This is a genomic window from Paraburkholderia sp. SOS3, assembly GCF_001922345.1.
Taxonomy (GTDB): Bacteria; Pseudomonadota; Gammaproteobacteria; order Burkholderiales; family Burkholderiaceae; genus Paraburkholderia.
In genome coordinates, this window is sequence record NZ_CP018811.1 from 1,915,082 (window position 1) to 1,939,720 (window position 24,639).

The 24,639-nt window shown below is 65.5% G+C and carries 21 protein-coding genes; 11 read left to right on the top strand and 10 right to left on the bottom strand.

Translation table 11 applies throughout. From position 1 onward, the window contains the following. Positions 1 to 90: 90 nt before the first annotated feature. From BTO02_RS08775 to BTO02_RS08800, 6 genes are all read right to left on the bottom strand, one after another. Complete coding sequence (locus tag BTO02_RS08775; protein ID WP_075156707.1) at positions 91 to 918, bottom strand: phosphodiesterase; 828 nt, start codon at positions 916 to 918, stop codon at positions 91 to 93. A gap of 60 nt (positions 919 to 978) precedes the next feature. Further along, the gene (locus BTO02_RS08780; RefSeq protein ID WP_075156708.1) at positions 979 to 2,064 is read right to left on the bottom strand and encodes an ABC transporter ATP-binding protein; all 1,086 of its coding nucleotides are present in this window, start codon (positions 2,062 to 2,064) and stop codon (positions 979 to 981) included. Beyond that, positions 2,061 to 3,053, bottom strand: coding sequence for an ABC transporter permease (locus BTO02_RS08785; RefSeq protein WP_232243488.1), 993 nt, complete (start codon positions 3,051 to 3,053; stop codon positions 2,061 to 2,063). Before BTO02_RS08785 ends, BTO02_RS08780 begins: the two co-directional genes overlap by 4 nt. A gap of 32 nt (positions 3,054 to 3,085) precedes the next feature. Beyond that, a complete protein-coding gene (locus BTO02_RS08790; RefSeq protein WP_075156710.1) occupies positions 3,086 to 3,910 on the bottom strand; it encodes an ABC transporter permease in 825 nt (274 codons plus the stop codon). Next, on the bottom strand, positions 3,907 to 5,007 hold the full coding sequence (locus tag BTO02_RS08795; RefSeq protein ID WP_075158721.1) for an ABC transporter substrate-binding protein: 1,101 nt from the start codon (positions 5,005 to 5,007) through the stop codon (positions 3,907 to 3,909). The genes BTO02_RS08790 and BTO02_RS08795 overlap by 4 nt, the downstream gene beginning before the upstream one ends. A 118-nt stretch (positions 5,008 to 5,125) precedes the next feature. After that, positions 5,126 to 6,187: a substrate-binding domain-containing protein gene (locus BTO02_RS08800; RefSeq protein ID WP_075156711.1), complete on the bottom strand. Its 1,062-nt coding sequence runs from the start codon at positions 6,185 to 6,187 to the stop codon at positions 5,126 to 5,128. A 661-nt stretch (positions 6,188 to 6,848) separates the two neighbouring features. On the opposite strand from BTO02_RS08800, the gene BTO02_RS34210 reads away from it, so the two are divergent. The 10 genes from BTO02_RS34210 (at position 6,849) to BTO02_RS08850 (ending at position 13,994) form a co-directional block, all read left to right on the top strand. After that, positions 6,849 to 7,022, top strand: a complete 174-nt coding sequence (locus BTO02_RS34210; RefSeq protein WP_156883783.1) for a hypothetical protein — start codon at positions 6,849 to 6,851, stop codon at positions 7,020 to 7,022. 3 nt (positions 7,023 to 7,025) lie between these two features. Then, positions 7,026 to 7,424 (top strand): type II toxin-antitoxin system death-on-curing family toxin, encoded by a 399-nt coding sequence (locus BTO02_RS08810; protein ID WP_075156712.1) that lies wholly within the window; start codon positions 7,026 to 7,028, stop codon positions 7,422 to 7,424. A gap of 348 nt (positions 7,425 to 7,772) precedes the next feature. After that, positions 7,773 to 8,870 carry a hypothetical protein gene (locus BTO02_RS08815; protein WP_156883784.1) on the top strand — a complete coding sequence of 366 codons (1,098 nt, stop codon included), beginning with the start codon at positions 7,773 to 7,775 and terminating at the stop codon, positions 8,868 to 8,870. Positions 8,871 to 9,066: 196 nt separating this feature from the next. Further along, complete coding sequence (locus BTO02_RS08820) at positions 9,067 to 9,726, top strand: glutathione S-transferase family protein (protein WP_075156714.1); 660 nt, start codon at positions 9,067 to 9,069, stop codon at positions 9,724 to 9,726. Between the two features lie 220 nt (positions 9,727 to 9,946). Then, entirely contained in the window at positions 9,947 to 10,153 is a 207-nt protein-coding gene (locus BTO02_RS08825; protein WP_075156715.1) for a hypothetical protein, read from the top strand. A 233-nt stretch (positions 10,154 to 10,386) separates the two neighbouring features. Continuing rightward, positions 10,387 to 11,787: an FAD-containing oxidoreductase gene (locus BTO02_RS08830; protein WP_075156716.1), complete on the top strand. Its 1,401-nt coding sequence runs from the start codon at positions 10,387 to 10,389 to the stop codon at positions 11,785 to 11,787. Between the two features lie 11 nt (positions 11,788 to 11,798). Further along, complete coding sequence (locus BTO02_RS08835; protein ID WP_075156717.1) at positions 11,799 to 12,203, top strand: cupin domain-containing protein; 405 nt, start codon at positions 11,799 to 11,801, stop codon at positions 12,201 to 12,203. A 73-nt stretch (positions 12,204 to 12,276) separates the two neighbouring features. Beyond that, positions 12,277 to 12,855, top strand: coding sequence for a TMEM175 family protein (locus BTO02_RS08840; RefSeq protein ID WP_075156718.1), 579 nt, complete (start codon positions 12,277 to 12,279; stop codon positions 12,853 to 12,855). A 6-nt stretch (positions 12,856 to 12,861) separates the two neighbouring features. Beyond that, positions 12,862 to 13,353 (top strand): metallophosphoesterase family protein, encoded by a 492-nt coding sequence (locus BTO02_RS08845; protein WP_075156719.1) that lies wholly within the window; start codon positions 12,862 to 12,864, stop codon positions 13,351 to 13,353. A 257-nt stretch (positions 13,354 to 13,610) separates the two neighbouring features. After that, positions 13,611 to 13,994, top strand: coding sequence for a PRC-barrel domain-containing protein (locus BTO02_RS08850; RefSeq protein WP_075156720.1), 384 nt, complete (start codon positions 13,611 to 13,613; stop codon positions 13,992 to 13,994). 25 nt (positions 13,995 to 14,019) lie between these two features. Here the strand turns inward: BTO02_RS08850 and proP are convergent, their stop codons facing one another. From proP to argA, 3 genes are all read right to left on the bottom strand, one after another. Continuing rightward, positions 14,020 to 15,489: a glycine betaine/L-proline transporter ProP gene (gene proP, locus BTO02_RS08855; RefSeq protein ID WP_075158722.1), complete on the bottom strand. Its 1,470-nt coding sequence runs from the start codon at positions 15,487 to 15,489 to the stop codon at positions 14,020 to 14,022. Between the two features lie 675 nt (positions 15,490 to 16,164). Beyond that, positions 16,165 to 16,440 carry an oxidative damage protection protein gene (locus tag BTO02_RS08860; protein WP_075156721.1) on the bottom strand — a complete coding sequence of 92 codons (276 nt, stop codon included), beginning with the start codon at positions 16,438 to 16,440 and terminating at the stop codon, positions 16,165 to 16,167. A gap of 42 nt (positions 16,441 to 16,482) precedes the next feature. Further along, the gene (argA, locus tag BTO02_RS08865) at positions 16,483 to 17,862 is read right to left on the bottom strand and encodes an amino-acid N-acetyltransferase (protein ID WP_075156722.1); all 1,380 of its coding nucleotides are present in this window, start codon (positions 17,860 to 17,862) and stop codon (positions 16,483 to 16,485) included. A 200-nt stretch (positions 17,863 to 18,062) separates the two neighbouring features. Here argA and hrpA point away from each other — a divergent pair, with 200 nt between their 5' ends. Continuing rightward, positions 18,063 to 22,310, top strand: coding sequence for an ATP-dependent RNA helicase HrpA (hrpA, locus tag BTO02_RS08870; RefSeq protein WP_442953442.1), 4,248 nt, complete (start codon positions 18,063 to 18,065; stop codon positions 22,308 to 22,310). Positions 22,311 to 22,549: 239 nt separating this feature from the next. Here the strand turns inward: hrpA and BTO02_RS08875 are convergent, their stop codons facing one another. Beyond that, the gene (locus BTO02_RS08875) at positions 22,550 to 24,460 is read right to left on the bottom strand and encodes a YadA family autotransporter adhesin (RefSeq protein WP_198039215.1); all 1,911 of its coding nucleotides are present in this window, start codon (positions 24,458 to 24,460) and stop codon (positions 22,550 to 22,552) included. Positions 24,461 to 24,639 lie beyond the last annotated feature (179 nt).

A 24,639-nucleotide genomic window follows, 5' to 3' on the forward strand; every position in this document is an offset into this window, starting at 1 on the left:
ATCGCGCAGCGACGGGAAGGGAGTGAGGAAGCGCCGCGTATCGACGCCGGGCGTGGGGCGTGTCAAGGCCCCGCGCGTGGGCAGCAGTCTTCAGTCGATCAGCGCACCGGCGGGCTCATGGAACGGATACGGGCCGTCGCCCGCATCGACATACGCATGATGCGTGACGAGCCCCGTCGCCGCGTCGTACCGATGCAGCGCGAAAGCCGGCGCTTCCATGCGGAACGCGGACGGCCCGTCGTCGCGCAGATCGAGCGCGACCTGATGCGCAGGCGCCGGCACTGCCGACGCGATCGTGCCGGCAAAGCGCGCGAACATCGGCCGGTGCACATGTCCGCAGATCACGCGTTCGACGTTCGGATGGCGTGCGATCAACGCTTCGAATGCACGGGCGGCCACCGGATCGAGGCGCACACGATCCATATGACCGATGCCGGACACGAACGGCGGATGATGGAGCGCGACGATTACCGCTTTGTCGCGTGCCGCGTCGAGTTGCCGTTCGAGCCACGCGAGGCGCGCCGCGCACAACGTGCCGCCGCTCGCGCCGGGCACGATCGAATCGAGCGCGAGCACACGCAGCGCGCCGACGTCCACCACGTACTGCACGAACTCGCCGCCTTCGAAGAGCTCGCGTCGTTCGCTAAACACCGTGCGCAGCGCGGCGCGGTCGTCGTGATTGCCGACCAGCAGGTAACAGGCAATCTGCAGCGGCGCGAGCAGCGTTTTCAGGTGCTCGTACTGTTCGACGTCGCCTTGGTCGACGAGGTCGCCGGTCACGATCACGGCGTCCGGGCGCGGCTCGAGCGCATTGAGCGCCGCGATGCAGCGGCTGAAATACGCGGCGGTGTCGACGCGGCGGTAAGCGAGCGCGCCGGGGCGTTTGATATGCAGGTCGCTGATCTGGGCTAGCAGCATGAGAGTCTCGGACGGTTCAGAAAAGGGGCGAGGGTCGTCACGGCGGGCGGCGCGTCTCGTTCACGATAGCGCAATCAGCGCATCCTGCGCGATCGAGATGCCGACGGTCGTGCCGCGGGCCAGCTCGACGCGGCCCGCGACATCGACGATCAATGCGTCGGGTGCCGCATCGCGAATCGTGAGCCGCGTGCGTTCGCCGAGAAACGCAGCGTGCTCGACGACGCCGCGCAGCGGCGCGGTCGATGGATCGGCAAGCCATGCGTCTTCGGGGCGAAAGAACACTTCGTGGGTATCGCTATCGCGTGCATCGCCGGGTGCCTGACTGTTTCGCGCAGTCTGCGCAGCGCGCGGCTCGGGCACGCGTAACGCGCCGCCGCGCGTCGTCAGCACACCGTCGCGCCACGCACCGGCCACGCGGTTGATCGTGCCGATAAACTGCGCGACCGCGCGATTGGCCGGACGATAGTAGATGTCGCGCGGCGCGCCGATCTGTTCGATGCGTCCTTCGCTCATCACGACGATGCGGTCGCCGAGTTCCATCGCTTCGGCCTGATCGTGCGTCACGTAGACGGTCGTGATGCCGAGTTCGCGCAACAGCGCATTCATCTCGCCGCGCAGCGCATCGCGCAGCCGCGCATCGAGCGCGGTCAACGGCTCGTCGAGCAGCAGCACGCGCGGTTGCGGCGCGAGCGCGCGGGCGAGGGCGACGCGCTGGCGCTGGCCGCCCGAAAGCTGGTCGACGGGCTTGTCCGCATGGTCGGTGAGCCGCATCATCGCGAGCAGTTCGTCGACGCGGCGCCGCGTTTCGTGAGCGGCGACGCGCCGGATCCTGAGCCCGTAGCCGACATTGCCGCGCACCGTCAGGTTTGGAAACAGCGCGTAGTTCTGAAACACCATGCCGACTGCGCGTTTTTCGATCGGCAGCGCGGTGACGTCGTCGTTGCCGAAGCGGACGCGGCCGCCTGGGTCCGGCGTTTCGAGCCCGGCGATCAGCCTTAGCGTCGTGGTCTTGCCGCAGCCCGACGGGCCGAGCAGCACGAGCGTCTCGCCGGCGCCGATCTGCAATTCGAGCGGCTCGAGCACGCGCGTGCCCCGAAACGTCTTCGCGCAGTTCGACACGGTGATGGAGACAGGGGCGAGCTTCATGATGGGGTTGAGTCGTCTGCGTAATCGGAGCGCGAAGAGCGCGCCGGCGTTGTGGCTGCGACTGCGGTGTTCGCGGTTTGCGTCGCGCGGCGCGGGCCGGTCGCGTCGACGCCGAGCCATTGCATCGCGACGAGCAGCGGCATCGTCATGATGAAAAACAGAATGGTGTACGCACTGCCGATTTCGATGCGCATCGACGCGTAGGTATCGGCGAGGCCGACCGGCAGCGTTTTCGTGTCGGGCGTGTGCAGCATCCACGTGAGGTTGAATTCGCCGATCGACAGCGTGAGCACCGCGAGCGCGCCCGCGACGATGCCCGGTCGGATATTCGGCAGCACGATTGTCACGAAGCGCTGCGTGAAGGTCGCGCCGAGGCTTGCCGCACCTTCTTCGAGCGTGCGCAGTCCGGTGCCCGCACAGACGGCGGCGACCGCGCGCACCATGAACGGCAGCGTGAACACGACATGGCCGACGACGATAAACGCCGCGCTCATGCGAAACGCAGTGAAGCCGCCGTAGACGACGAGCAGCGCGAGCGCCGACGCAAGCCCGGGCAATGCCACGGGCAGGACGAGCAGCTCTTCGACGACGCGCGCAAAGCGCGTGTTGCTGCGCGCGAGCGCATAGCCGGCCGGCACGCCCGTGATCAGCGTGATGGCGAGCGTGGCCGCCGCGACTTCGAGAGACAGGAATACCGACGCGTGATACTGCGTCCACACCTCGCCGAGCCAGCGCAAAGTGAGTCCGCTCGCAATACCGCGAAAGTAATTGACGGTCAGGCCCGCGATCACCGACATCACGATCGGCACGATCAGGAATGCGCACAGCGCGAGCGTGACGAGCCATTGGCCCGCCGCGAGCCAGCCGCGCAGCGATGGCCACGCGAGCACGCGGCGGCGTGGCTGCGCGCATGCCTGCGCGCGTGCCTGTTCGCGTACGTTTTGCGTGCCCGGTTCGGCGTGCTGTCGCAACTCGGGCGCCGTATTCATGGGCGGGCGCTCGTCTTCGTGCGCGCGCGCCATCATGCGGTGGCCGCGACGGCCGAGCCCGTCGCGCTGCGTGCCGCTGCGAGCACCGCCCACGTGACGATGCCGAGCATGATCGACAGGCCCGCGGCCGTGACCATGTTCGCGCTCAGGGTGAACTGCGTGTAGATCGTCATCGGCAGCACGTCGATGTCGGTGGCGAGCGTGAAGGCGGTGCCGAACGCGCCCATCGAGGTCGCGAAGCATACGGCGCCTGCCGCGATCAGCCCTGGCGCAAGCGCGGGCAGCACGATGTCGCACATGATCCGCCACGGCGATGCGCCCAGTGAGCGTGCCGCTTCTTCGAGCGACGCATCGAGCCTGGTTGCCGACGCCATGACGGTGACGATCACGCGCGGAATCGAGAAGTACAGATAGCCGATGAAAAGGCCCGCCATCGAATAGGCGAACACCCAGCGCTCGCCGGTCAGTTTCATCGACAGCGTGCCGATCAGGCCTTGCCGTCCCGCCAGCATGATCACCATAAAGCCGACGACGACGCCCGGAAACGCCAGCGGAAAAGTGAGCAGCGCGAGCAGCGTGCGTTTGCCGGCGAACTCGCGGCGCGCGAGCAGCAGGCCGGCGATGACCGATAGAACGAGCGTGGCGACCGTCACGGCCGCCGACAGCACGACGGTTTCGCCGAGGCTTTGCATATAGCGCGCGTTGGTCAGCAGCGCCTTGTACGTCGCAAACGGCCGGCCGTTGCCGCTCAGCTGCACGAGCGCGGCGATCGGCAGCAGCCAGAATGCGATGAACACCGACAGCGCCGGCGCAACGAATGCCATGCGCCAAAGCCGCGGGAACGTGATGTCGTTCAATGCATCACCTGCAGATATTGCTCGCCGAAGCTTTGCTGCTTGCCGGCCATTTTCGCGAAATCGACGGCTTTGGCGCGCGCGTAGTCGCTTGCGGGCAGGAATCTGCTTGCCGCATCGGCGCTGATTTCGTTCGCCCGCACCGGGCGCAGATAGGCGTTCGCCCACCGCTTCTGCCCTTCGTCGGATAACACGAAGTCGAGCACCTTCTTGCCGTTCGCGTCGTGCGGCGCGCCCTTCACGAGACTCATCACGTACGGCACGGAGATCGTGCCTTCCTGCGGAATGACGAACTCGACGTTCGCATGGTCCTTGTATTTCGCGCGATACGCGTCGAAGTCGTAGTCGAGCAGGATCGGAATTTCGCCCGACAGAACGCGCGCATAGGCGGTTTGCTTCGGCACGATCGGATCGTTGGCCTTGAGCTTGCGGAACCAGTCGAGGCCCGGCTTGAAGTTATCGAAACTGCCGCCGAGCGCCTCGTTCACGGCGACTGCTCCCGCATAGCCGACGAACGCGCTCGACGGATCGAGATAACCGATCATGCCTTTGTATTCGGGTTTCAGCAGATCGGCCCATGAGCGCGGCACGGGCTTGCCTTCGAGCGCGTCCTTGTTGACAAAAAAGCCGAGCGTGCCCGAATGGATCGCGAACCAGTAGCCTTGCGGGTCCTTCATGTTCGCGGGGATGTCGTTCCAGTGCGCGGGTTTGTACGGCTGGATCACGCCCTTGTCTTTCGCCTGGAACGCCGACGATACGCCGAGATAGACGACGTCCGCGACCGGGCTCTTTGCTTCGGCGATCAGTTGCGCGATGGCCTGGCCCGAGTTCTTGTTGTCGAACGGCACGCGGATGCCGGTCGATTGCCGGATCGCCTTGATCTGGCTCGCCCAGTCGGCCCATTCAGGGGGGCAGTTGTAGCAGATGGCGGTTTCTTCCGCGTGCGCGAGCGGAACGGCGCTCAGTGTGCCGAGTATGCCGAACGCGCCGAGTGCGGCGAGTGTCGCAGCGGCTGCACGACGGGACGCAAGACGGGAAGCGAGCGCGGCGGCGGTGCGGCGTCGCCGGGCGAACGGACGCAGCAGCCTGTCGATGATCATGCGGCGATGCGGATTCACAGCGTTTCTCCAAGGCGGTGGAATGGGAGTCGGCGAGTCGGGGGCGTGGCGAAGCGCCAGCGCGGCCTGGTGTTTGACTGCTAGGTCGGGTGAAACGGCGTCACCGGGGCGCCGTATGCGTTGCGTCGAACGCGCGCATCGTCGACACCGTATCGACGCTGTTCGAAATCGCTGCGATCGTTGCGCCTTCGCGCAGCGTGTGCGGCAAGGTCAGCGACAGCGAGGCGTCCGTGTATGTGCCGTCGAGCCGCCCGATCAGACGCCGCCACGCGGAGCAGCCGATCTCGCGATTCGGCGAGCCGATGCTGGCGAGCGGCGGCGCGAGCAGCTCGCCCATTGCGAGGCCGTCGAAGCCGAGAATCGACATGTCGCGCGGCACGTCGAAGCGCGCGCGGCGCAGGCCGCGCATCACGACCATGGCGAGCAGATCGTTGCTGCAGAAGAGGGCGGTCGGGCGGTGCGCGCCGGTCAGATGCGCGAGCACCGACGGCGCGAGTTCGTCGGCGTTGAAGTCGATCTCGAGCGCCGGCGCCGGCGCGAGGCCGGCCTGCTGCATGGCCTGCGTGTAGCCGAGGTGGCGCAGCCGGGCGCGATCCGACGCGGCGAGCGTGCCGGCCAGCATCAGGACGCGCCGATGGCCGTGCGCGATCAGCATGCGCACGCCTTCGAACGCCGCGAGCCGGTTATCGACCGACACCGACGGACGGCGCACCGTATCGTTGTGCATCAGCACGTAGAGCATGCCGGAACGGTCGAGTTCGTCGAGCAGCGGGTGGGTATCGGCGTCCGCGACGGTCAGGATCAGCCCCTCGACGCGCTGCTCGCGCAGCGTCTCGATCGCGTGACGTTCGCGCTCGGCGTCGTACTGCGTGGTCATCAGCATGAGGCGGTAGCCTTGAGCCGCGGCGAGCTCGTCGATGCCTTGCAGACATTCGGCGAAGACCGGATTCGCGAGCGTCGGCAGGACGACGCCGATCAGGCGGTTGCGCTCGCCGCGCAACTGGCGGCCGAGCGGACTCGGGCGAAAGTCGAGCGCCTCGATCGACTGACGGACTTTTTCGAGCGTTACCGGGTTGACGGTGTGCGGCGCGTTGATGGCGCGCGAGACCGTGGCGATCGAAAAGCCCGCATGCGCAGCGACATCCTTGATGGTCGGAGTCATTGTGTCGGCCCGGTTTCGTGTAAACGTTTTCGTCGCGCATTATCGGCAACGAATATGACGGTACCGTGACGTACAAAAGGCCGACACGCCGTTTTGGTGAGGCTCGCCGGGCGGTGGTAGAATCCGGTCCGCCCTTGCCGGGGTGATGAAATTGGTAAACATAGCGGACTTAAATGATTGAGTGCCTGGTCGGAAACGGCCGGTGCAGAACCCCTCAAATTCGGCGAAACCCCTGGACGGCTTATCGAGCATGAGCTTCCGCGGCAACGCCGAGCCAAGCCCGCCGCCGCTCACGAGGCGAACGCGCGGAAGGTGTAGAGACTAGACGGGGGGCGCCTAAGGCGGCACGCAGCTCGATGCTGCGCTTCGCGGCGATGGCGAAGGCATAGTCCAGCGCACGAACGGCAATACCGCCCGGTATGCGCCGGCGTCGAAAGACGTGGTGTGAAGAAAATCCGCCGCTTAACGGCTTGCCGGTTCGAGTCCGGTCCCCGGCACCACCCCATCTCCCAACAGTTCCCAGGATCTACCGGAAAACACGCCAGATAATGGTCCCGTGTACAATGGGCGAAACCGTTGTGTATGAGCATTTGACTTCATTTTGGGGTTGAAATGCCGTTATAGCGGGACTACGTACATCACATTCCACCGGAGAGCAGCTATGAACACCAAGGACACGAAGAAGACTTCCGTCTCTGGTTCCGCTCGTCCGATGATTGCTCCGAAGAATGTCGTTCGCGTTGACACCGAAGCGGATCGTCGTACGGTCGTTGCCGCAGCTCGGGCAGTTATCCAGGAGCATCGGGACGTCATCAAAGCGCTGGCAAAGCGCTGACTTGTGCTCGACGCCGCTTTCGTTCTGCAAATTCACGACGAGATTCTGCTTGAAGAGCCAGGCCTCGCCGGTTTCTCCGGCCGAGGCTTTGACGGCTTGCAAAGCACGTTGGCCCGCATTGACAATTGGGCACAATATGCCGGTTTGAACGATGTGTTTGGCATTGCGGCGATGTATGGCGTCGCGATTGCACGAGGTCACGTTTTCAACGACGCGAACAAACGTACGGCCTTGGTCTCTGCCTTGACCTACCTCAGGCTTCAGGGAATCACTGTCGACCGGGATGCGCGACTTGAGGAAATTATGGTCCGGGTCGCCGAAGGGACGATAGGGTTGGAGCGATTCGCGGAAATACTCTGGTTGATCGCCCTTGGGGACGATGATTTCGATCCCCTCGATTGAGGATGATCCGCGTGCCGTATCTTGGTTTGGGAGGGCCTCCTCCTCACTTGATGCGTCCGACCTGCACCGGGTTTGCGCCCATCGCGCCGAGCCGTATCTTCCCCGTGATGTGACGGCACGTCACGAAACACGAAGCGGTTTCCTCGCGCGCGCGGCACTCGAGGCATTGGCGCACGCGTAGCAGGCCGATGCCGAACCCGGCCCGAGCCCGCTGCGGCGGGCTTTTTCCATTTTGCGCAACCCCCTCAAGCCTCGCCCCCAATCTGCCGATATCGTCAGGCAAGCACCAGCGGTTCGCCCACCGTGGCGGCCCGCGGTATCCGGAAACCACCCCTCCGATCACCTTACATGTCGACTCCTATCAGCGGCAGTACCGTTCCCGGGTTGCTGGGCGCACTCGATCCTCAGGACCAGTCCGCCAACGCAAACCGGACCAAAGCCAGCCAGGCGGGCACGGCGTCCGATGCCGGCTCGCTCGCGGCCGCCGCGCTTGCCGCTGCGATGCAGGCGGCCGCAAGCGTAGGTCAGCTTGCACAGGCCTTCGGACAAGCGGCGCAAGGCGCAACGACGGTCGACCCGTCGACCGGCCTGCGCGAAGTATCGGCGACGTCGAACGCCCAGCTGGGCTCGGCGCTCGACCAGTTTCTCGTGCAAAACGGCTTCAGCCAGCAGCAGGCCGACGCGGCCAGCAAAAGCTTCGTCGAGCAGTTGCAGAAGGGCGGTCCGGTCGACCTGAACGCGAGCTTCGACGAATCGACGACGGTCGCGACGGCAGTCTCGTCGAGCTACGGCTCGACGACGATGTCGGCGTCGTCGGTTGCGGTCAACGAGCGCTCGGGCTCGGTTTCGATCGACTTCGATCCGACAACCGGCAAACTGTCGATTTCGCTGAAGGAGCAACAGATCAGCTCGGTCACGTCGGTCACCGAAATTTCGGGGCCGGGCGCTGCGGCATTGCCGATCCTCGCGCTGCAGGCGCCGACCGGCATCCTGAATCTGCTGCCGGGCCACGCCGGACGCGGCAACGGCGACGGCAATGACGCAACGAACGATCAGAACCCCGCCACGCTGCCCACCGGCGCCAACAACAGCACGGCCAACGAGGCAGCCCAGGTGTTGAGCCAGTTGCTCGCCGCGCTCGCGCGTCCGACGCTGCACGGCACCGAGGACGCGTCGAACCGGCTGAGCCAGGCGAACCGGGACAAGGGCTCGGGAACGGGCAGTGCGGACGGCGCGGACGGTGCGAACGGTGCGGGCGAAACGAACGATGCGCCGTCGTCTGCCGGTCAAGCCGCTGACGAAGCCATCTCGGTGACGATCGGCTTCACGCAGGCCGTGTCGATCTCGCTGCTCGATCTGAACGGTCATGGGACGACGATCTTCCGGCGGCCGGATGGCAACACGGGCGCGATGTCGTTCGAGCCGACGCACGTCGTCGCAAGCTGAGCCCAGCTACGCGCGGCGCGATGCGTTCGCGCCGTGCATCACCACAAATCGCTTCTGCTCGCGGCAGTCGCGCCCGCCCGCAACGTGCGCAATTGCCAGTCGCCAGTTGCTCGCCATTCGTCTAAAGTAGCCGCTCCATCGTGCCGTCGTTCGCACGATCGACCCCAAAAAACAACCCAACAGAGGAGCGCAGACCATGCAACTGATCGGCATGCTCGATTCCCCGTTCGTCCGTCGCGTTGCGATCTCGCTTGCGATGTACGGCATCCCGTACGAGCACCGCGCGCTTTCGGTGTTTCGGCACTTCGACGAATTTGCGAACACGAACCCCGCCGTCAAGGCGCCCACGCTCATCACCGACGACGGCACGACGTTGACCGACTCGACGCTGATCCTCGACTACCTCGAGCGCATGGCCGCGCCCGAGCGGCGGCTGATGCCTGACGACCTCGGCGCGCGCGCGAAAGCACTGCATCTGATCGGCTTCGCGCTCGCCGCATGTGAAAAGACCATGCACTCCGTCTACGAAAACATGCTGCGGCCCGAAGAGAAACGCCATGAGCCGTGGCTCGAGCGCGTGCAGCGGCAGTTGCATGGCGCATATGGTCAGCTGGAAGCGGCGCTCGCCGCGGGCAATGGGGGCAATCACAGCGAGGCTGACCAAAGTGGACCGAAATGCGATGCATGGCTCATCGGCGAGCGGATGATGCAGCCCGACATCACGGTTGCGATCGCGTGGCGGTTCACGCAGTACATGTTGCCGGGCGTCGTCGATCCGGCCCGTTATCCGGCGCTCGCCGCGTTTTCGGCCCGCGCCGAAGCGTTGCCGGTGTTCATCGATACGCCGCTCGAATAGCGGCGTCCACCGAACCGCCACGCTCGATGCCGTAACCCGGTGCGGTGCGGTGCGGTGCGGTGCGGTGCGGCCGCGTGCCGGGATTGTTGTCTCTCATTGACAAGTGACTTCGCCCTGGCGGCATTTATCCACAGGGCGCCCATCTCTAAAATTGCTTCCATGGAAACGTAGCTTGGCGGCGCGCTCGGGGGTGTGAGGGCTCCGCGCTTTGGGAGCAGTCATGAAAACCTTGATCGAGCGGCAGATCTACCATCCGGCAGTGGTGCTGCCGATGTTGTCGCTGATGCAAATGATGGTGTCGACCGACTTCAATCTTGGCCAGGTTGGCGTACTCGTCGCGACCAATGGGGCGCGCGCCGCACTGCAGCGCTCGCGCGAGCTGATGTGTCAGATGGTCTGCCATGGCGACGAAGAACGGGCGCATTGAATCGGCAACGTTCCAGGTAACAGCAGAGGTTTCGCAAAAGTCGCTAATCGAGCCGCAACAAGGGTCGAGACTGGCGAGCGCATGACGCGCCGCCGCCACGCAAACCGGGCGCATGTCGCCCGGTTTGCTTTTTGTTGCACGCTTCTGGCACGGGGCTCTGCCCCGCCGCGGGCGCTGCCATCGCGAGGCTGGCGTAAGATGACCGATCCTCGACCGCGCTTGGGAGATCCGCCATGCCACAGCATTTCGACGCAATCGTGATCGGTACAGGACAAGGCGGTTCGCCGCTTGCGGTACGGCTCGGCAAGAGCGGCCGCAAGACCGCCATTGTCGAGCGCGAACTATTCGGCGGCACCTGCGTGAACGTCGGTTGCACGCCGACCAAGGCTTATGTCGCGAGCGCGCGCGCCGCGCATGTGGCGCGCAACGCCGCTGCATACGGCGTGCACGTGAGCGGCGATGTGACGGTCGATCTCGCCGAGGTGAAGGCGCGCAAGGATCGCATCATCGGCCAGTCGCGCACCGGCGTCGAGAAGTGGCTGCGCTCGACGCAAAACGTGTCGGTGTTCAACGGCCATGCACGGTTTACCGGCCCGCATCGAATCTCGATTGCCGATCATGAAGGCCGCATCGTCGACGCACTCAGTGCGGACGAATTTTTTCTGAACACCGGCACACGTCCGGTCATTCCGCGCATCGACGGGCTCGAGCGGATCCGTTACTTCACGAACTCGTCGCTGCTCGATCTGACCGAGCTGCCCGAGCATCTCGTGATTGTCGGCGCGAGCTATATCGCGCTCGAGTTCGCGCAGGTGTTTCGCCGCTTCGGCAGCCGCGTCACGGTGCTCGCGCGCGGCGAGCGCGTGTTGTCGCGCGAAGATGCGGACTTCTCGGACGCCGTGCAAAAGGTGCTCGCGCGCGAGGGCATCGCGTTTCGTTTTAGTTCGGAGCCTGTGCGCATCGAGCCGCTCGATGGCGACGGTGCGACGGCTGCGCGCGTGTCGTGTGCTTCCGGTATTCCCGTGGAAGGATCGCATCTGCTGTTCGCAACGGGCCGCCGGCCGAACACCGACGATCTCGGCCTCGATGCCGCCGGGGTCCACGTGGACGGGCACGGCACGATTCCGGTCGACGGCCAGTTGCGCACGAATGTGCCCGGCATCTGGGCGATCGGCGACGTCAACGGCCGCGGCGCATTCACGCACACCTCCTACGACGATTTCCAGATCGTCGCGGCGAATCTGCTCGATAACGGCCAGCGCAGCGCCGACGACCGCATCATGGCGTACGCGGTGTTCGTCGACCCGCCGCTCGCGCGTGTCGGTCTATCGGAAACGGAGGTTCGCCGGTCGGGTCGCGCAGCGCTGATCTCGACGATGCCGATGACGCGCGTCGGCCGCGCGCGCGAGCGCGGCGAGACCGACGGCTTCATGAAGGTGCTCGTCGATGCGCAGACGAAACAGATTCTCGGCGCGACGATTCTCGGCATCGAAGGCGACGAGGCGATTCACACGATCATCGACATCATGACGGCGCGCGCGCCGTATCCGACGCTGCAATTCGCGGTGCACATCCACCCGACGATCAGCGAGCTCGTGCCGACGCTGCTCGACGGTTTGAAGTCGCTCGAGTAAGGCGCGCTCGCATGACATCCGCCGCAAAGGAGCCGCTGCCCGCCACCGCAGCGGGCAATCTGTTCGGCGCGGTCGAACCGGGTCCGCTCGAGCATGTCGACGTGCTCGTCGAGCGCGGCGACCTGACGGTCGAGCGCATCGTGTCGATGGCGCATGCGAGTGCACCGGACTTCTGGTACGACAGCCCGCGCGAAGAATGGGTCGTGCTGCTCAGCGGCGCGGCTGCGCTCGAGTTCGAGCATGGCGAAGCACTGCACGAGATGCGGCCCGGCGACTATATCCGCATCGAGGCGCATCGCCGGCATCGCGTCGCGTGGACGCATCCCGCTCAGCCGTCCGTGTGGCTGGCCGTTCACTACGGCGCGGCGGCGTCCATGCTCGAACCCGAGGTCGACAAGTTGCCGGATGATCGCTGATAATCGGCCGCAGCGCGCCTGCTTGCCGCGCATACACCGTCGTCATCGAATCGATCAACAAGGAAACCGGCAGATGGGCAAAGGGCGTATCGAAGCGTTCAGCGACGGCGTGATCGCCATCATCATCACGATCATGGTGCTCGAACTCAAGGTGCCCGAAGGGTTCGATCTCGAGTCGCTGCGCCCCGTCGTGCCGGTGTTCTGCGCGTATGTGCTGAGCTTTATCTACGTCGGCATCTACTGGAACAACCATCACCATATGTTCCATACCGTGCAGAAGGTCAACGGCGCGACGCTATGGGCCAATCTGCATCTGCTGTTCTGGCTGTCGCTGCTGCCTGCGGTCACGCACTGGCTCGGCGAAAGTCATCTGGCCGCGTGGCCGACCGCGTTCTATGGCCTCGTGCTGTTCATGTCGGCGATCGCGTATTTCATTCTTGCGCACGTGATGATTCGCCAGCACGGTCCCGACTCGACGCTTGCCCGTGCGCTCGGCAGCGACAGGAAAGGCAAGCTTTCCGTGGTGCTGTATCTGGCGGGCGTCGTGTTCGCGTTCGTGCTGCCTTCGGTGTCGGCTGCGCTGTACACGCTCACCGCGGCGATCTGGCTCGTACCCGACCGGCGCATCGAACACGTGCTCAAGGAGGAGTGAAGGGCGATGGGTGCGACGTCTTCCGTCGGTTCGAAAGCGGCTCGCATCGGCCTCATTTCCGATACGCATAACCTCGTGCGGCCCGAGGCGCTGCGGCATCTCGAAGGTTGCGACGCCATCGTTCATGCGGGCGACATCTGCGAGCCCGCGGTGCTCGACGCATTGCGCGCAATCGCGCCGCTCACGGCCGTGCGCGGCAACAACGACATCGGCGCATGGGCCGCGGCGTTGCCGACGCACGCAACGCTCACGGTGCAGGACGTGACGATTCTCGTCGTGCACGATATCGCCGATGTCGGCAAGAACGTACAGCGCGACGGCGTGCGCATCGTCGTCACCGGCCATTCTCACAAGCCGCTGATCGACGAGCGCGACGGCGTGTTGTACGTGAACCCCGGTAGCGCCGGACCAAGACGTTTCAAACTGCCCATCTCCGCCGGCCTGCTGCTGATCGATGGTGCACGGGTACGTGCGACGCTGCATACGTTGATTGCCTGACGGCATCGCTTCGCAAGCGCGCGAAGGCGCGTTGATCTCGCGATTGCCCGTCCCCCGTCTCTCTCAGGCGTGCGCAAAGCATTTCGTTCCGCGGCACGACCCTTGCTAAATCTGCTTGTCAGGAAGCATCGGCACGCGCGGCATCCCCGTCGCGCGCGCATGCGCTTTGCAGGTTTCATTTAACAACTGCGCGGCCTGGCAATGCCAGGCGAGGGATAAGCGCAAAGGGAGGAGCCGTGATCCAGCGACCGATTTCCATGTTGATGGCCGGACTCGTCGCGGCAGGCGCGACGATGGGCGCGGCGACGAGCGCGATCGCGCAAGGCGCGCCGCAGTCGGTAACGGAACGGCGCGTCGACGTCGTTCAGACGGGGCAAGGTTTTCGCGCGTCGAAGCTGTCCGGCGCGACCGTGTACAACCGCGACAAGGATCGCATCGGCACGATCGACGACCTGATTCTCTCGCCATCGGATCGCAATGCGTTCGCGATCCTGTCCGTGGGCGGCTTTCTCGGAATGGGCAAGCACTACGTCGCGATACCGTTTAGCAGCCTGCAAATCAGCGACAAACAGGTCATGCTGCCCGATGCGACGAAGCAGTCGATCGAGGCGCTACCCGAATTCAAATACGCGCCGGACTGAACGCCGGCGCGCCTTCGAGCCTTAATCAGGCCCGCACGGCAGCCGTGGCCGCATAGGCTTCGTCGAGTTCTTCGGCCTCGCGCTGGCCGCGCAGCACCGCATGCGCTTCGGCGCGCGTCGCGACGCACGGCGCCGAGCCGAGCAGCGGCTTCTTCGCGGTCTCGCGCAACGCGACCACCGACACGATGCCGATCAGCGACGCGCCCATCAGGTAGTACGCGGGCATCATCAGATTGCCCGTGTGCTCGACGAGCCACGCCGCGACGAGCGGCGTCGTGCCGCCGAACAGCGACACCGACACGTTGAAGCCGATGGCGAGCGCGCCATAGCGGATTCTCGTCGGGAACAGCGCGGGCAGTGCCGACGGCATGACGCCGGTGAACGTCGAGAGCAGCGCGCCGAGAATCAGCAGCCCGGTAAAAACCGGCAGCACCGTACCCACGCGGATCAGCAGCAGCGCGGGCGCCGCCAGCACGAACAGGCCCACGCAGCCGAACAGCATCACGGGCTTGCGGCCGATCGCGTCCGACAGACGGCCGGCGAAGAGCGTCATCGGCATCATCAGCACCATCACGAGCAGCACGAGGAACAGGCCGTGCGTTTCGTTGAAGTGCAGCGTTGCCGACAGATAGCTCGGCAGATAGGACAGCGCCATATAGTCGGTCACGTTGAAGATCAGCACGAGACCCACGCACAGCAGCAGCGGCTTCCATTGCTGCGCGAGCAGCTCGCGCAGCGTCTGTGTCGGACGCGACTTTTCTTCGGCCTCGCGTGCTTCGGCTTCTTTCCTGAACGCCGGCGTTTCTTCGAGCTTCAGACGGATATAGAGGCCGACGAGCCCGAGCGGACCCGCGATCATGAACGGCACGCGCCAGCCCCACGACAGCAACGCGTCCTGCGACAGCGTCGCCGTCAGCACCGCAACGGTGCCCGCGCCGAGGATATAGCCGACCAGCGTGCCGAATTCGAGGAAGCTGCCCATGAAGCCGCGCCGCCGGTCGGTCGAAAACTCGGCGATGAAGGTGGCTGCGCCGCCGTATTCGCCGCCCGTCGAAAAGCCTTGCACGAGGCGCGCGACGAGCAGCAACACGGGCGCCATCACGCCGATCGACGTATAGCTCGGAATCAGGCCGATCGCGAACGTGCCGACCGCCATCATGATCATCGTCATCGCGAGTACGCGCTGGCGCCCGATGCGGTCGCCCAGAGGGCCGAACACCATGCCGCCGATCGGCCGCACGAGAAAGGCGGCTGCGAACGTGCCGAAGGTGGCGATCAGCTGTGCGGACGGGCTGCTGGACGGAAAGAACACTTTGCCGAGCGTGACGGCGATGTAGCTGTACACGCCGAAGTCGAACCATTCCATGGCGTTGCCGAGCGCCATGGCGCCGACGGCACGTTTGAGAAGGCTGTTGTCGACGATCGTGATGTCGTCGAGCGAAAGACGGTTGTCGTTATTGTTGTGTCGCCAGAAGCCGTTGCTGGAAGCGGTCAAGGTGAAAATCTCCAATGACTGCGGCCGAACGCCGATGCGTTGAGCCACGGGTGCTGGGAAAAGTGCGGTTTCGTCGACGGCCTGGTACCGGTTCCCGTGGATCCGGGCCTGATGTGCGGCGGGCGCAAAAAGTAGAACGCCCCGTGCGTCGCGGGTCGTCGCGAAAGTGCACTCGGTTGGGTACTGCTGCAGGTTTGCATCGCGTCGCGGTAAACCGCAGACCCGCGTAGCGGGCGCAGATGCAGGATGGCGTGGGCAATCGGGCGGTTTGCCGCGATTGCTTGCGCCGGTTGAAGGGCTGGCGGCGACGCTCAGCCTTCCGTTGAAAACGATTCGCTACCGGGAGCGGACAGTGCGGCGCGCGTGCGCGAGAAAGATCCGCGCAAAAGATCCGCGCAAAAGATCCGATTAAACCGGTTTGAATGGCGAAATGCAGGTAAGTTGCCGTTAAAACGATGAACATGTTAGCACGATAACAGAGGATCGTGCAAACGCCTTGCCCCATAAGGCCCGTCGGAAGGCGCTCTATCCCTTGCCGGGCGGGGGATACGGCTTATTTTCGAGACCTCGTCCGGAGAGAAGGTCAGCGCACGGCGTGCGGCTAAAAAACAAAAAAAATCCGCGCAAAAAAGCGCGGATTTCGGGGCCTGCAGCGTGTAGTTTTTAGCGTTGATCTTAGCCCTGCGACGGCGGCACGTAGCCCGACGCCTGATCGGCGCCTTCACCGAAAAAGAATTTTTCGGTCTGCTTCATCAGATACTGGCGCGCGCGCGGGTCGGCCATATTGAGGCGATTTTCGTTGATCAGCATCGTCTGCTGCTTGAGCCACGCCTGCCACGCTTCCTTCGACACGTTCTCATAGATCCGCTTGCCGAGTTCGCCGGGTAGCGGCGGGAAATCGAGGCCTTCGGCTTCCTTGCCGAGCTTCGTGCATTGAACCATGCGAGCCATACTGTGCTTCTCCTGAAAAATAGGGGGCGGTCGCGGTTGCGCTCACAGCTGCTTCATCAGCACGAGCGACTTGCGTTGCCAGTTGTAGAGACGGCGACGGTCTTCGGGCAGGTCGTCCACCGTGGCCTTCACGAAGCCGCGCTTCAGGAACCAGTGTTCGGTGCGCGTGGTGAGCACGAAGATGCGCGTCAGTCCGCGCGCCCGCGCGCGTTGCTCGATGCGGCGCAACAGCCGTTCCCCGTCGCCGGAATTTTGCGCTTCGGGCGCGACCGTCAGGCACGCCATCTCGCCGATGCGTTCCTGCGTGTACGGGTAGAGCGCCGCGCATCCGAACAGCACGCCATCGTGCTCGATCACCGAGAAGTGGTCGATGTCGCGCTCGATCTGATGCCGGCCGCGCCGCACGAGCGTGCCGTCGGTCTCGAGCGGCTCGATCAGCGTGAGGATGCCGCCCACGTCGTCAGGGCTCGCTTCGCGCAGGCTCTCGAGGTTCTCGTACGAGATCATCGTGCCGACGCCGTCGTGCAGGAACAGTTCGAGCAGCAGGCTGCCGTCGAGCGCGTACGGAATGATGTGCGCGCGCACGACGCCGCCGCGGCACGCACGAATCGAGTGCTTCAGATAGAAGCCCGCATCGCCTTGCACCTGGCCGCTTTCCTGCAGCTTGTACGCGTCGTCGAGCGACAGTTCGCGGATCAGTTCGCCGCCTTCGAACAGGCCATCGGTTTCGGTCAGGAACACGAGCTTGTCGGCGCGTAGCGCAATGGCCGCGGCCGAGGCGACGTCTTCCATCGCGAGGTTGAACGCCTCGCCGGTCGGCGAGAAGCCGAGCGGCGACAGCAGCACGAGCTTGCGGCTTGCAAGCGAATGGCGGATCGACTCGGCATCGATCTTGCGCACGACGCCCGTATGCTGGAAATCGACACCGTCGAGAATGCCGACCGGCCGCGCGGTCACGAAATTGCCCGACACGACGCTAATGTGCGCATGCGCCATCGGCGTATTCGGCAAGCCCTGGCTGATCGCGGCTTCGATATCGAGGCGTACTTCGCCAGCCGCTTCCTTCGCCGATTCGAGGGCGCGCGCATCGGTAATGCGCATACCCTGCGAGAATTCGGATTGCACGCCGTGCAGGCTCATTTGCTCTTCGACCTGCGGGCGCGAACCGTGCACGAGCACGATCTGAATGCCCATCGCCTGCAGCAGCGCGATATCGGACACCAGCGCGTTGAGCAGCCCCTGATGCACCACCTCGCCGCCGAAGCCGACCACGAACGTCTTGTTGTGGAACGCGTGGATGTACGGGGCGACCGAGCGCATCCAGTCGACGAATTGCGCGTGCTGCACGGGACTTGCGATCGCGCCGCCGGTGGCGACCGGTGCGCTCGCGGAGGCGGGGAGAAGGTCGGTTTGGGAATTCATGCCCGGGATTATAATGCGCCCCCATGTCGAATGTACCCAAAAGTCCTGCCGCGGATGACGTGAAAACCACGCCTGAGCGAGGGCCCGAGAAGTTGCCTGACACACCGGGCAAAAACGTTGGCGAAAGCGTTGGCAGAAGCGCTGGCGACAGCGCTGGCACAAGCACTGGCAACAGCGCTGGCGAAAGCGATCGCGACAGCGTGGCCCAACCCGCTGGCAAACCCGGCAGCGCAGCGGCGCATGCCGGCGGCGCCGGGCGGGAAGGCGCGCGGCGCGACGATGCGCGCCCGCAGCAGCAGCGGCGCACGCCCGAACAGCAGCAACGCCGCGCAGCGCAGCCGCCGCGCTCGCCCGACGGCTCGCGCGAGTCGGAACAGTCGGGCGAGTCGCGCGCAGCGCGTCCTGCACGTCCGCCGCGCGCGCCGCGCGTCGTCGAACCGAATCCGATCCCGCCGGTTACGTTCCCCGAAGCCTTGCCCGTATCGGGCCGGCGCGACGAGATCGCGCGTGCGATCGCCGGCCATCAGGTCGTGATCGTGAGCGGCGAAACGGGCTCGGGCAAGACGACCCAGTTGCCGAAAATCTGCCTCGCGCTCGGGCGCGGGCTCGGCGCCGGCGGCAGCGGTCTGATCGGCCACACGCAGCCGCGCCGGATCGCGGCGTCGGCGACGGGCCGGCGCATTGCCGAGGAACTCGGCACGCCGTTCGGCGAAGTGGTCGGCTACAAGGTGCGTTTCACCGACAATCTCGCGCCGGGCGCGTCGGTCAAACTGATGACGGACGGCATCCTGCTTGCCGAAACGCAGACCGACCCGCTGCTCAAGGCCTACGACACGCTGATCATCGACGAGGCCCACGAGCGCAGCCTCAACATCGACTTTCTGCTCGGCTATCTGAAGGAGATCCTGCCGAAGCGGCCGGATCTGAAACTGATCGTCACGTCCGCCACGATCGATGCGGAGCGCTTCGCGCGTCACTTCGGCAGCGACGCGAAGCCCGCGCCGGTGATCGAGGTCAGCGGGCGCCTCTATCCGGTCGAGCTCCGTTATCGGCCGGTCGTCGAGGAAAGCGCGGCGGTGAAGTCCGCGCAAGGCACGCCGTTGCGCGGCGACCGCCCGGAGCGCCCGAAGTCCCAGCGCGAGACCGATCGCGATCTGATCGACGCGATTGTCGATGCGGCCGACGAACTGTGTCGCGAAGGCCCGGGCGACGTGCTCGTGTTCCTGCCCGGCGAGCGCGAGATTCGCGACGCGGCCGAGGCGCTGCGCAAGCATCATCCGCCGCATACGGAAATCCTGCCGTTGTTCGCGCGGCTGTCCGCGGCCGAGCAGGAGCGCGTGTTCCGGCCGTCGAACGCGCGCCGCATCGTGCTCGCGACCAACGTCGCCGAAACTTCGCTGACGGTGCCCGGCATCCGCTACGTGATCGATACGGGTCTTGCGCGCGTGAAGCGCTATTCGTATCGCAACAAGGTCGAGCAGCTGCAGGTCGAGCCGATTTCGCAGGCGGCCGCGAATCAGCGCGCGGGCCGCTGCGGGCGCGTCGCGGACGGCATCTGCATACGTCTTTACGACGAAGCCGACTTCGCCGCGCGCCCGCGTTTCACCGACCCGGAAATCCTGCGGTCGTCGCTTGCGGCAGTGATCTTGCGGATGAAGTCGCTGCATCTGACCGCGATCGAGACGTTTCCGTTTATCGAGCCGCCGCCCGGACGCGCGATCGCCGACGGCTATCAGTTGCTCAACGAACTCGGCGCCGTCGACGACGACAATGCGCTGACGCCTCTTGGCCGCGAGCTTGCGCGGCTGCCGCTCGACCCGCGCGTCGGCCGCATGATTCTTGCCGCGCGCGACCAGCAGGCGCTGCGCGAAGTGCTGATCATCGCGAGCGCGCTGTCGGTGCAGGACCCGCGCGACCGGCCGATCGAGGCGCAGGAGCAGGCCGACCAGGCGCATCGGCGCTTTGCCGACGAGCGTTCGGAGTTTCTGCAGTGGCCGAAGATCTGGGCGTGGTTCGACGAAGCGATCGCGCACAAGAAATCGAACCGGCAACTGGCCGACGCGTGCCGCGCGAACTTCCTGTCGCATCTGCGGCTGCGCGAGTGGCGCGACGTACACTCGCAATTGCTGACCGTCGTGCGCGAGCATGGCTGGCGGTTGAACGAATCGGACGCGACATTCGAGCAGATCCACCTTGCGTTGCTGACAGGCCTGCTCGGCAATATCGGCCTGAAGGCCGACGACGAACCGTATTACCTCGGCGCGCGCGGCATCAAGTTCTATCTGTGGCCGGGGTCTGCGCTCGCGAAGAAAGCGGGGCGCTGGGTGATGGCCGCGGAGCTGGTCGAGACGAGCCGGCTCTTCGCGCGCGGCATCGCGAAGATCGAGCCCGAGTGGGTCGAAAAAATCGGCGCGCATCTGCTGAAGAAGTCGCTGTCCGAGCCGCATTGGGAGAAGCGCGCGGCGCAGGTCAGCGCGTTCGAGCGCGCGATGCTGTATGGGCTGACGATCTACCATCGGCGGCGCGTGAGCTTCGGCAGGCAGGATCCGGCGCGCGCGCGGGAGCTGTTTATTCGCGGCGCGTTCGTCGAAGGCGAGTTCGATACGAAGCTTGCGTTCTTTGCGCATAACCGCAAGCTGTTGGCCGAGATCGAGCAGCTCGAACACAAGTCGCGCCGCCAGGATGTGCTCGTCGACGACGAACTGATCTTCGGGTTCTACGACGAGGTGATTCCGCAGGGTATCTATACGGGCGCCGCATTCGAGCGCTGGTATCGCGACGAGGTCAGGAAAAGCGGCCAGGCAGAAGACAGGCTGCGGCTGCTGTATCTGTCGCGCGACGATCTGATGCGCCATGAAGCGGCCGGCGTGACAACCGACCTGTTCCCGAAGCGGTTGACGATGGCCGGCATCGAAATGGCGCTTACGTATCACTTCGAGCCCGGCTCGCCGCGCGACGGCGTGACGCTCGCGGTGCCGCTTTATGCATTGAATCAGGTCGATGCGCGACGTGCCGAATGGCTCGTACGCGGTATGGTGAAAGAGAAGGCGCAACTGCTGCTGAAGTCGCTGCCGCAGAAGCTGCGGCGTCATGTCGTGCCGTTGCCGCACTACGCGGCCGGCTTCGCGGAGCGCACGAGCGACGGCGCGCGCTTCGGCGCGGGTAGCCTGATCGACGCGCTGATTGCCGACGTGCGCGGCGAGACGCAGGTCGCGTTGAAGCAGTCGGACTTCAAGCTCGAGACCTTGCCCGCGCATCTGTTCATGAACTTCAAGGTGATCGACGAGCACGGGCGGCAGCTCGCGATGGGGCGCAATCTCGCGCAACTGCGCGCCGAGCTTGGCGGCGAGGCGCAGCAGCAGTTCCAGAAGCTGGCGGCGAGCGCGACGCTTGTCGATCAGGCGGGCGATGCGTTGGGGCGAGGCGCTGACGTGCATGGAGCGCGTGGGGCGAGCGCTGGTGCTGGCGTTCGTGCCGGTTCAGGCGCTTCGGGCGCTGCGGGCGTTGGCGCGGGTGCGTCGGCCGCGGCACGCGGCGGCGCTGGCAGTGCTGCGCATACAGTGCCGCCGGGCGCGGTCGCTGCGCCTGCCACCGCGCTCTACGAAAACCTCACAACGTGGAATTTCGGCAAGCTGCCCGAACTGCTCGAGATACGCCGTCGCGGACAGACGCTGTTCGGCTATCCGGCGCTCGTCGATCGCGGCACGCATTGCGACGTCGAAGTGTTCGATTCGCCCGACGAAGCGGCGCGGATTCATCGCGCGGGCTTACGGCGCCTGTTCGCGCTGCAATTGCGCGAGCCGATCAAATACCTCGAAAAGAATCTGCCGGGCCTGCGCGAAATGGCGATGCAGTTTATGGCGCGCGCGACGCAGGAAGAGCTGCGCGATCAACTGGTCGATACCGCGCTCGACCGCGCGTGTCTGCAAGACCCGCTTCCCGACGACGACGCGAGCTTTCACGCGCGACGCGACGAGGGCCGCAGCCGCCTTACGTTGCTCGCTCAGGAAATCTCGCGGCTCGTCGGGCAAATTCTCGGCGAATACACGACGGTGCTGAAAAAGCTCGCGCAGGCGAAGCCGTTTGCGGCCGCGTATGCGGACATGCAGAGCCAGCTCGATGCGCTGATCGGCAAGCGATTCGTGGTCGACACGCCGTACACGCAGTTGACGCATTTCCCGCGTTATCTGAAAGGAATCGGCTTGCGCATCGACAAGCTGAAAGCCGACCCGGCGCGCGATGCGCGTCAGTTCGCGGAATTCGCGCCGCTCGCGCAGCACTATCAGCGCGCGCTTGCGCAACGCGGCGGCGTCATGGACGCGCGGCTCGCCGAGTTTCGCTGGCTGCTCGAAGAACTACGCGTGTCGCTATTCGCTCAGGAATTGCGTACGCCGATGCCGGTTTCGGTGAAGCGGCTGTATAAGGTGTGGGAGTCGATGCAGCGGTGATAGGGCCGCTTGTGTATCGTACGAAACAGGCGAACCGGGCGGGCGCGCTGCGGCGAGCGAGTCGCTGGATGTAGATGCGCACCACGAGGCGCGCGAAGCGAAGCGCGGGAGGGTCATGCATGCTCAAGCGCAAAAAGGACGCGACACCGATGGATCCCGACATCGGCATCGCGCCAAAAGATGCAGGCACATGGGGACATGCCTGCATCCGTCCCACTAGTTCAGAGAGAGGCGCGCGCTTAAAAATGCGCGCCCGCGCCGAGCGCCGCACCGACTTCGCCACGCGAACTTGCGGTGCCTTGCACGCTGTACGCCCATTGGCCCGTTTCCGATAACTGCGACACGCCGAACGCCAATGCGGACTGCCCGCCGTATGAACCGCCTGCCATTGCCACCATGCCGCGACCCGGCAGTACGGCGCGCGGCAAGGCGGCGACCGCGAGCGCGGCCGCTGCGCCGCCGTACGCGTCGCGCCGTACCGAGCGAAGCTTGTCGTCGGTATAGCGGTTGGCTGCCGCGAGAGAGCCGCTCGTTGTCTGATTCAACTGGTTCAGGTTGACGGCGTCGGTGCCCTCCGTTGCGGGCGCGACGTGCGTGATGTGCCGCTCGTTGCCATCCGTGCCGATCGATACGCTGTTCGCGCGGTCCGCGACCGAACCGTAGCCGAGTGCGATCGCGTTGTCGGCGCTCGCCTGAGACGTCGCACCGAGTGCGAGCGCGTGGTTGCCGGTTGCGAGCGCACTTGCGCCGAGCGCGATGGATTGCGCGGCTGCGGCGTGCGCGCTCGCTCCGACAGCGACCGAATGCGCGCCGCCGGCTCGGGCTGTTTCGCTTGCGGCGTCGCCCGCGGCGTCGAAGAGCGGGTTGCTTCCCGCGCTGCCGCCATTCACCGACGCATTGCCGATCGCATCGGCGAGCATCGTCGAAAGCTGGCCGAGGTTGACCGCGTCGTGCGCGTCGCGCGCGTCGGCGACGTTGTGGATCTGCGTGCCGCCGCCGTCGGGACTGCCGGCGAGCGCGACGCCGCTGCGGTCGACGGAGCCGTCCGCGTTGGAACTGTAGCTGAGCGTGTTCGCGAGTTGCGCGGCCGTGGCGTCGATCTTGCCGTCTAGCGCCCTGAGTTGCGCGACGTTGACCGCGTCGAGATCCGCCGCGCCGGCAGCGACTCCGCTGATCGTGCGTGTGCCGACGTTGAGTTCGCCTGCCGACGTCTGCGGCGCGGACAGCCCATACGCCAGATAGCCTGCGCGTGCCCCGATCGTCGTCCCCGAGCCCGCGCCGAGTGCGATGCTGTTCTCGTGCATCGCGATCGCGTTGTGGCCGACGGCCAGCGACGCGCGCGCACTGGCGCTGGCATAAGCGCCGATCGCGACCGCCTGGTTGGCTGCATGAGAGAGCGCGCCGACGGCGACGCCGTCGGCATCCGGGGCACCCGCGAAATTGCCGAGCGCCGTCGCGTGCGTGCCGTTCGCGGCGGCATTCATGCCGAAAGCCGTCGCGCCCGCTTGCGTGGCGCTCGCGGACGTGCCGACCGCGGTGGCGTCTTCGCCGGCATTGGCCGACGCGCCAGCTGCCAGCGCGCGCTCGCCGATGGCCTGCGCCTCGCTGCCGAACGCGACTGCCCGTTCGCCCGAAGCCGCGGCGCGGCCGCCGAGCGCGATTGCTTCGCGCCCCGATGCGTTCGACAGGTGGCCCGCGGCCAGCGCATCTCGATTCGTCGCGCCCGCACCGCTACCGAGCGCAACGGCGCCCATGCCGTCGGCCCTCGATGACGCGCCGAATGCCGATGACGTATCGCCGGTCGCGGCCGAGTACGCACCGATGGCGGTTGACAACAGCCCGGCATGAGCCTGCAGGCCGCCGGCGAATGCGCCCGTGGCGGTTGCCAGTGTCTGGTTGCCAAGTGCGATCGCGTCGGTGCCGAATGTACTGCTGCCGCTGCCGACCGCGATGCCGCCGCTAGCCGCGACGCCGGCGCCGTAACCGAGCGCGATCGATTGCACGCCGAGCGCATGCGCGCCTGCGCCGGCCGCGAGCGCCTTCGTGCCGAACAGCACGGTGACCGCGTCGCTCGGGTTTTGCAGCCCGTCGGCATCGAAGTAGTACTGCGCGGCCGGAATGCTGGCGCGCGCAATGGGCGCCGCGGTCACGGCGACGAGACTCGCGAGCGCAAGCTGAGCAAAGATGAGAATGCGCGGCGCACACCGATGCGCGTGTGCGATTTCCGATGATGGGATTAAAGAACGGTGCAGGCTCTTTATCAAGTCGTTCAACTCTGATTTACGCATATCGCTCATGCCTCCAGAAACGCCAGGATGGGCTCGGCCAG

Excerpts from the sequence above, each read along its gene's own strand:
- BTO02_RS08845 (WP_075156719.1), top strand. The coding sequence starts at position 12,862 with ATGGGTGCGACGTCTTCCGTCGGTTCGAAAGCGGCTCGCATCGGCCTC.
- argA (WP_075156722.1), bottom strand. The coding sequence starts at position 17,862 with ATGAATTCCCAAACCGACCTTCTCCCCGCCTCCGCGAGCGCACCGGTC.
- BTO02_RS08820 (WP_075156714.1), top strand. The coding sequence starts at position 9,067 with ATGCAACTGATCGGCATGCTCGATTCCCCGTTCGTCCGTCGCGTTGCG.
- BTO02_RS08825 (WP_075156715.1), top strand. The coding sequence starts at position 9,947 with ATGAAAACCTTGATCGAGCGGCAGATCTACCATCCGGCAGTGGTGCTG.
- BTO02_RS08775 (WP_075156707.1), bottom strand. The coding sequence starts at position 918 with ATGCTGCTAGCCCAGATCAGCGACCTGCATATCAAACGCCCCGGCGCG.
- BTO02_RS08780 (WP_075156708.1), bottom strand. The coding sequence starts at position 2,064 with ATGAAGCTCGCCCCTGTCTCCATCACCGTGTCGAACTGCGCGAAGACG.
- BTO02_RS08815 (WP_156883784.1), top strand. The coding sequence starts at position 7,773 with ATGTCGACTCCTATCAGCGGCAGTACCGTTCCCGGGTTGCTGGGCGCA.
- BTO02_RS08800 (WP_075156711.1), bottom strand. The coding sequence starts at position 6,187 with ATGACTCCGACCATCAAGGATGTCGCTGCGCATGCGGGCTTTTCGATC.
- BTO02_RS08850 (WP_075156720.1), top strand. The coding sequence starts at position 13,611 with ATGTTGATGGCCGGACTCGTCGCGGCAGGCGCGACGATGGGCGCGGCG.
- BTO02_RS08785 (WP_232243488.1), bottom strand. The coding sequence starts at position 3,053 with ATGAATACGGCGCCCGAGTTGCGACAGCACGCCGAACCGGGCACGCAA.
- BTO02_RS08835 (WP_075156717.1), top strand. The coding sequence starts at position 11,799 with ATGACATCCGCCGCAAAGGAGCCGCTGCCCGCCACCGCAGCGGGCAAT.
- BTO02_RS08860 (WP_075156721.1), bottom strand. The coding sequence starts at position 16,440 with ATGGCTCGCATGGTTCAATGCACGAAGCTCGGCAAGGAAGCCGAAGGC.
- BTO02_RS08830 (WP_075156716.1), top strand. The coding sequence starts at position 10,387 with ATGCCACAGCATTTCGACGCAATCGTGATCGGTACAGGACAAGGCGGT.
- BTO02_RS08795 (WP_075158721.1), bottom strand. The coding sequence starts at position 5,007 with ATGATCATCGACAGGCTGCTGCGTCCGTTCGCCCGGCGACGCCGCACC.
- BTO02_RS08840 (WP_075156718.1), top strand. The coding sequence starts at position 12,277 with ATGGGCAAAGGGCGTATCGAAGCGTTCAGCGACGGCGTGATCGCCATC.
- BTO02_RS34210 (WP_156883783.1), top strand. The coding sequence starts at position 6,849 with ATGAACACCAAGGACACGAAGAAGACTTCCGTCTCTGGTTCCGCTCGT.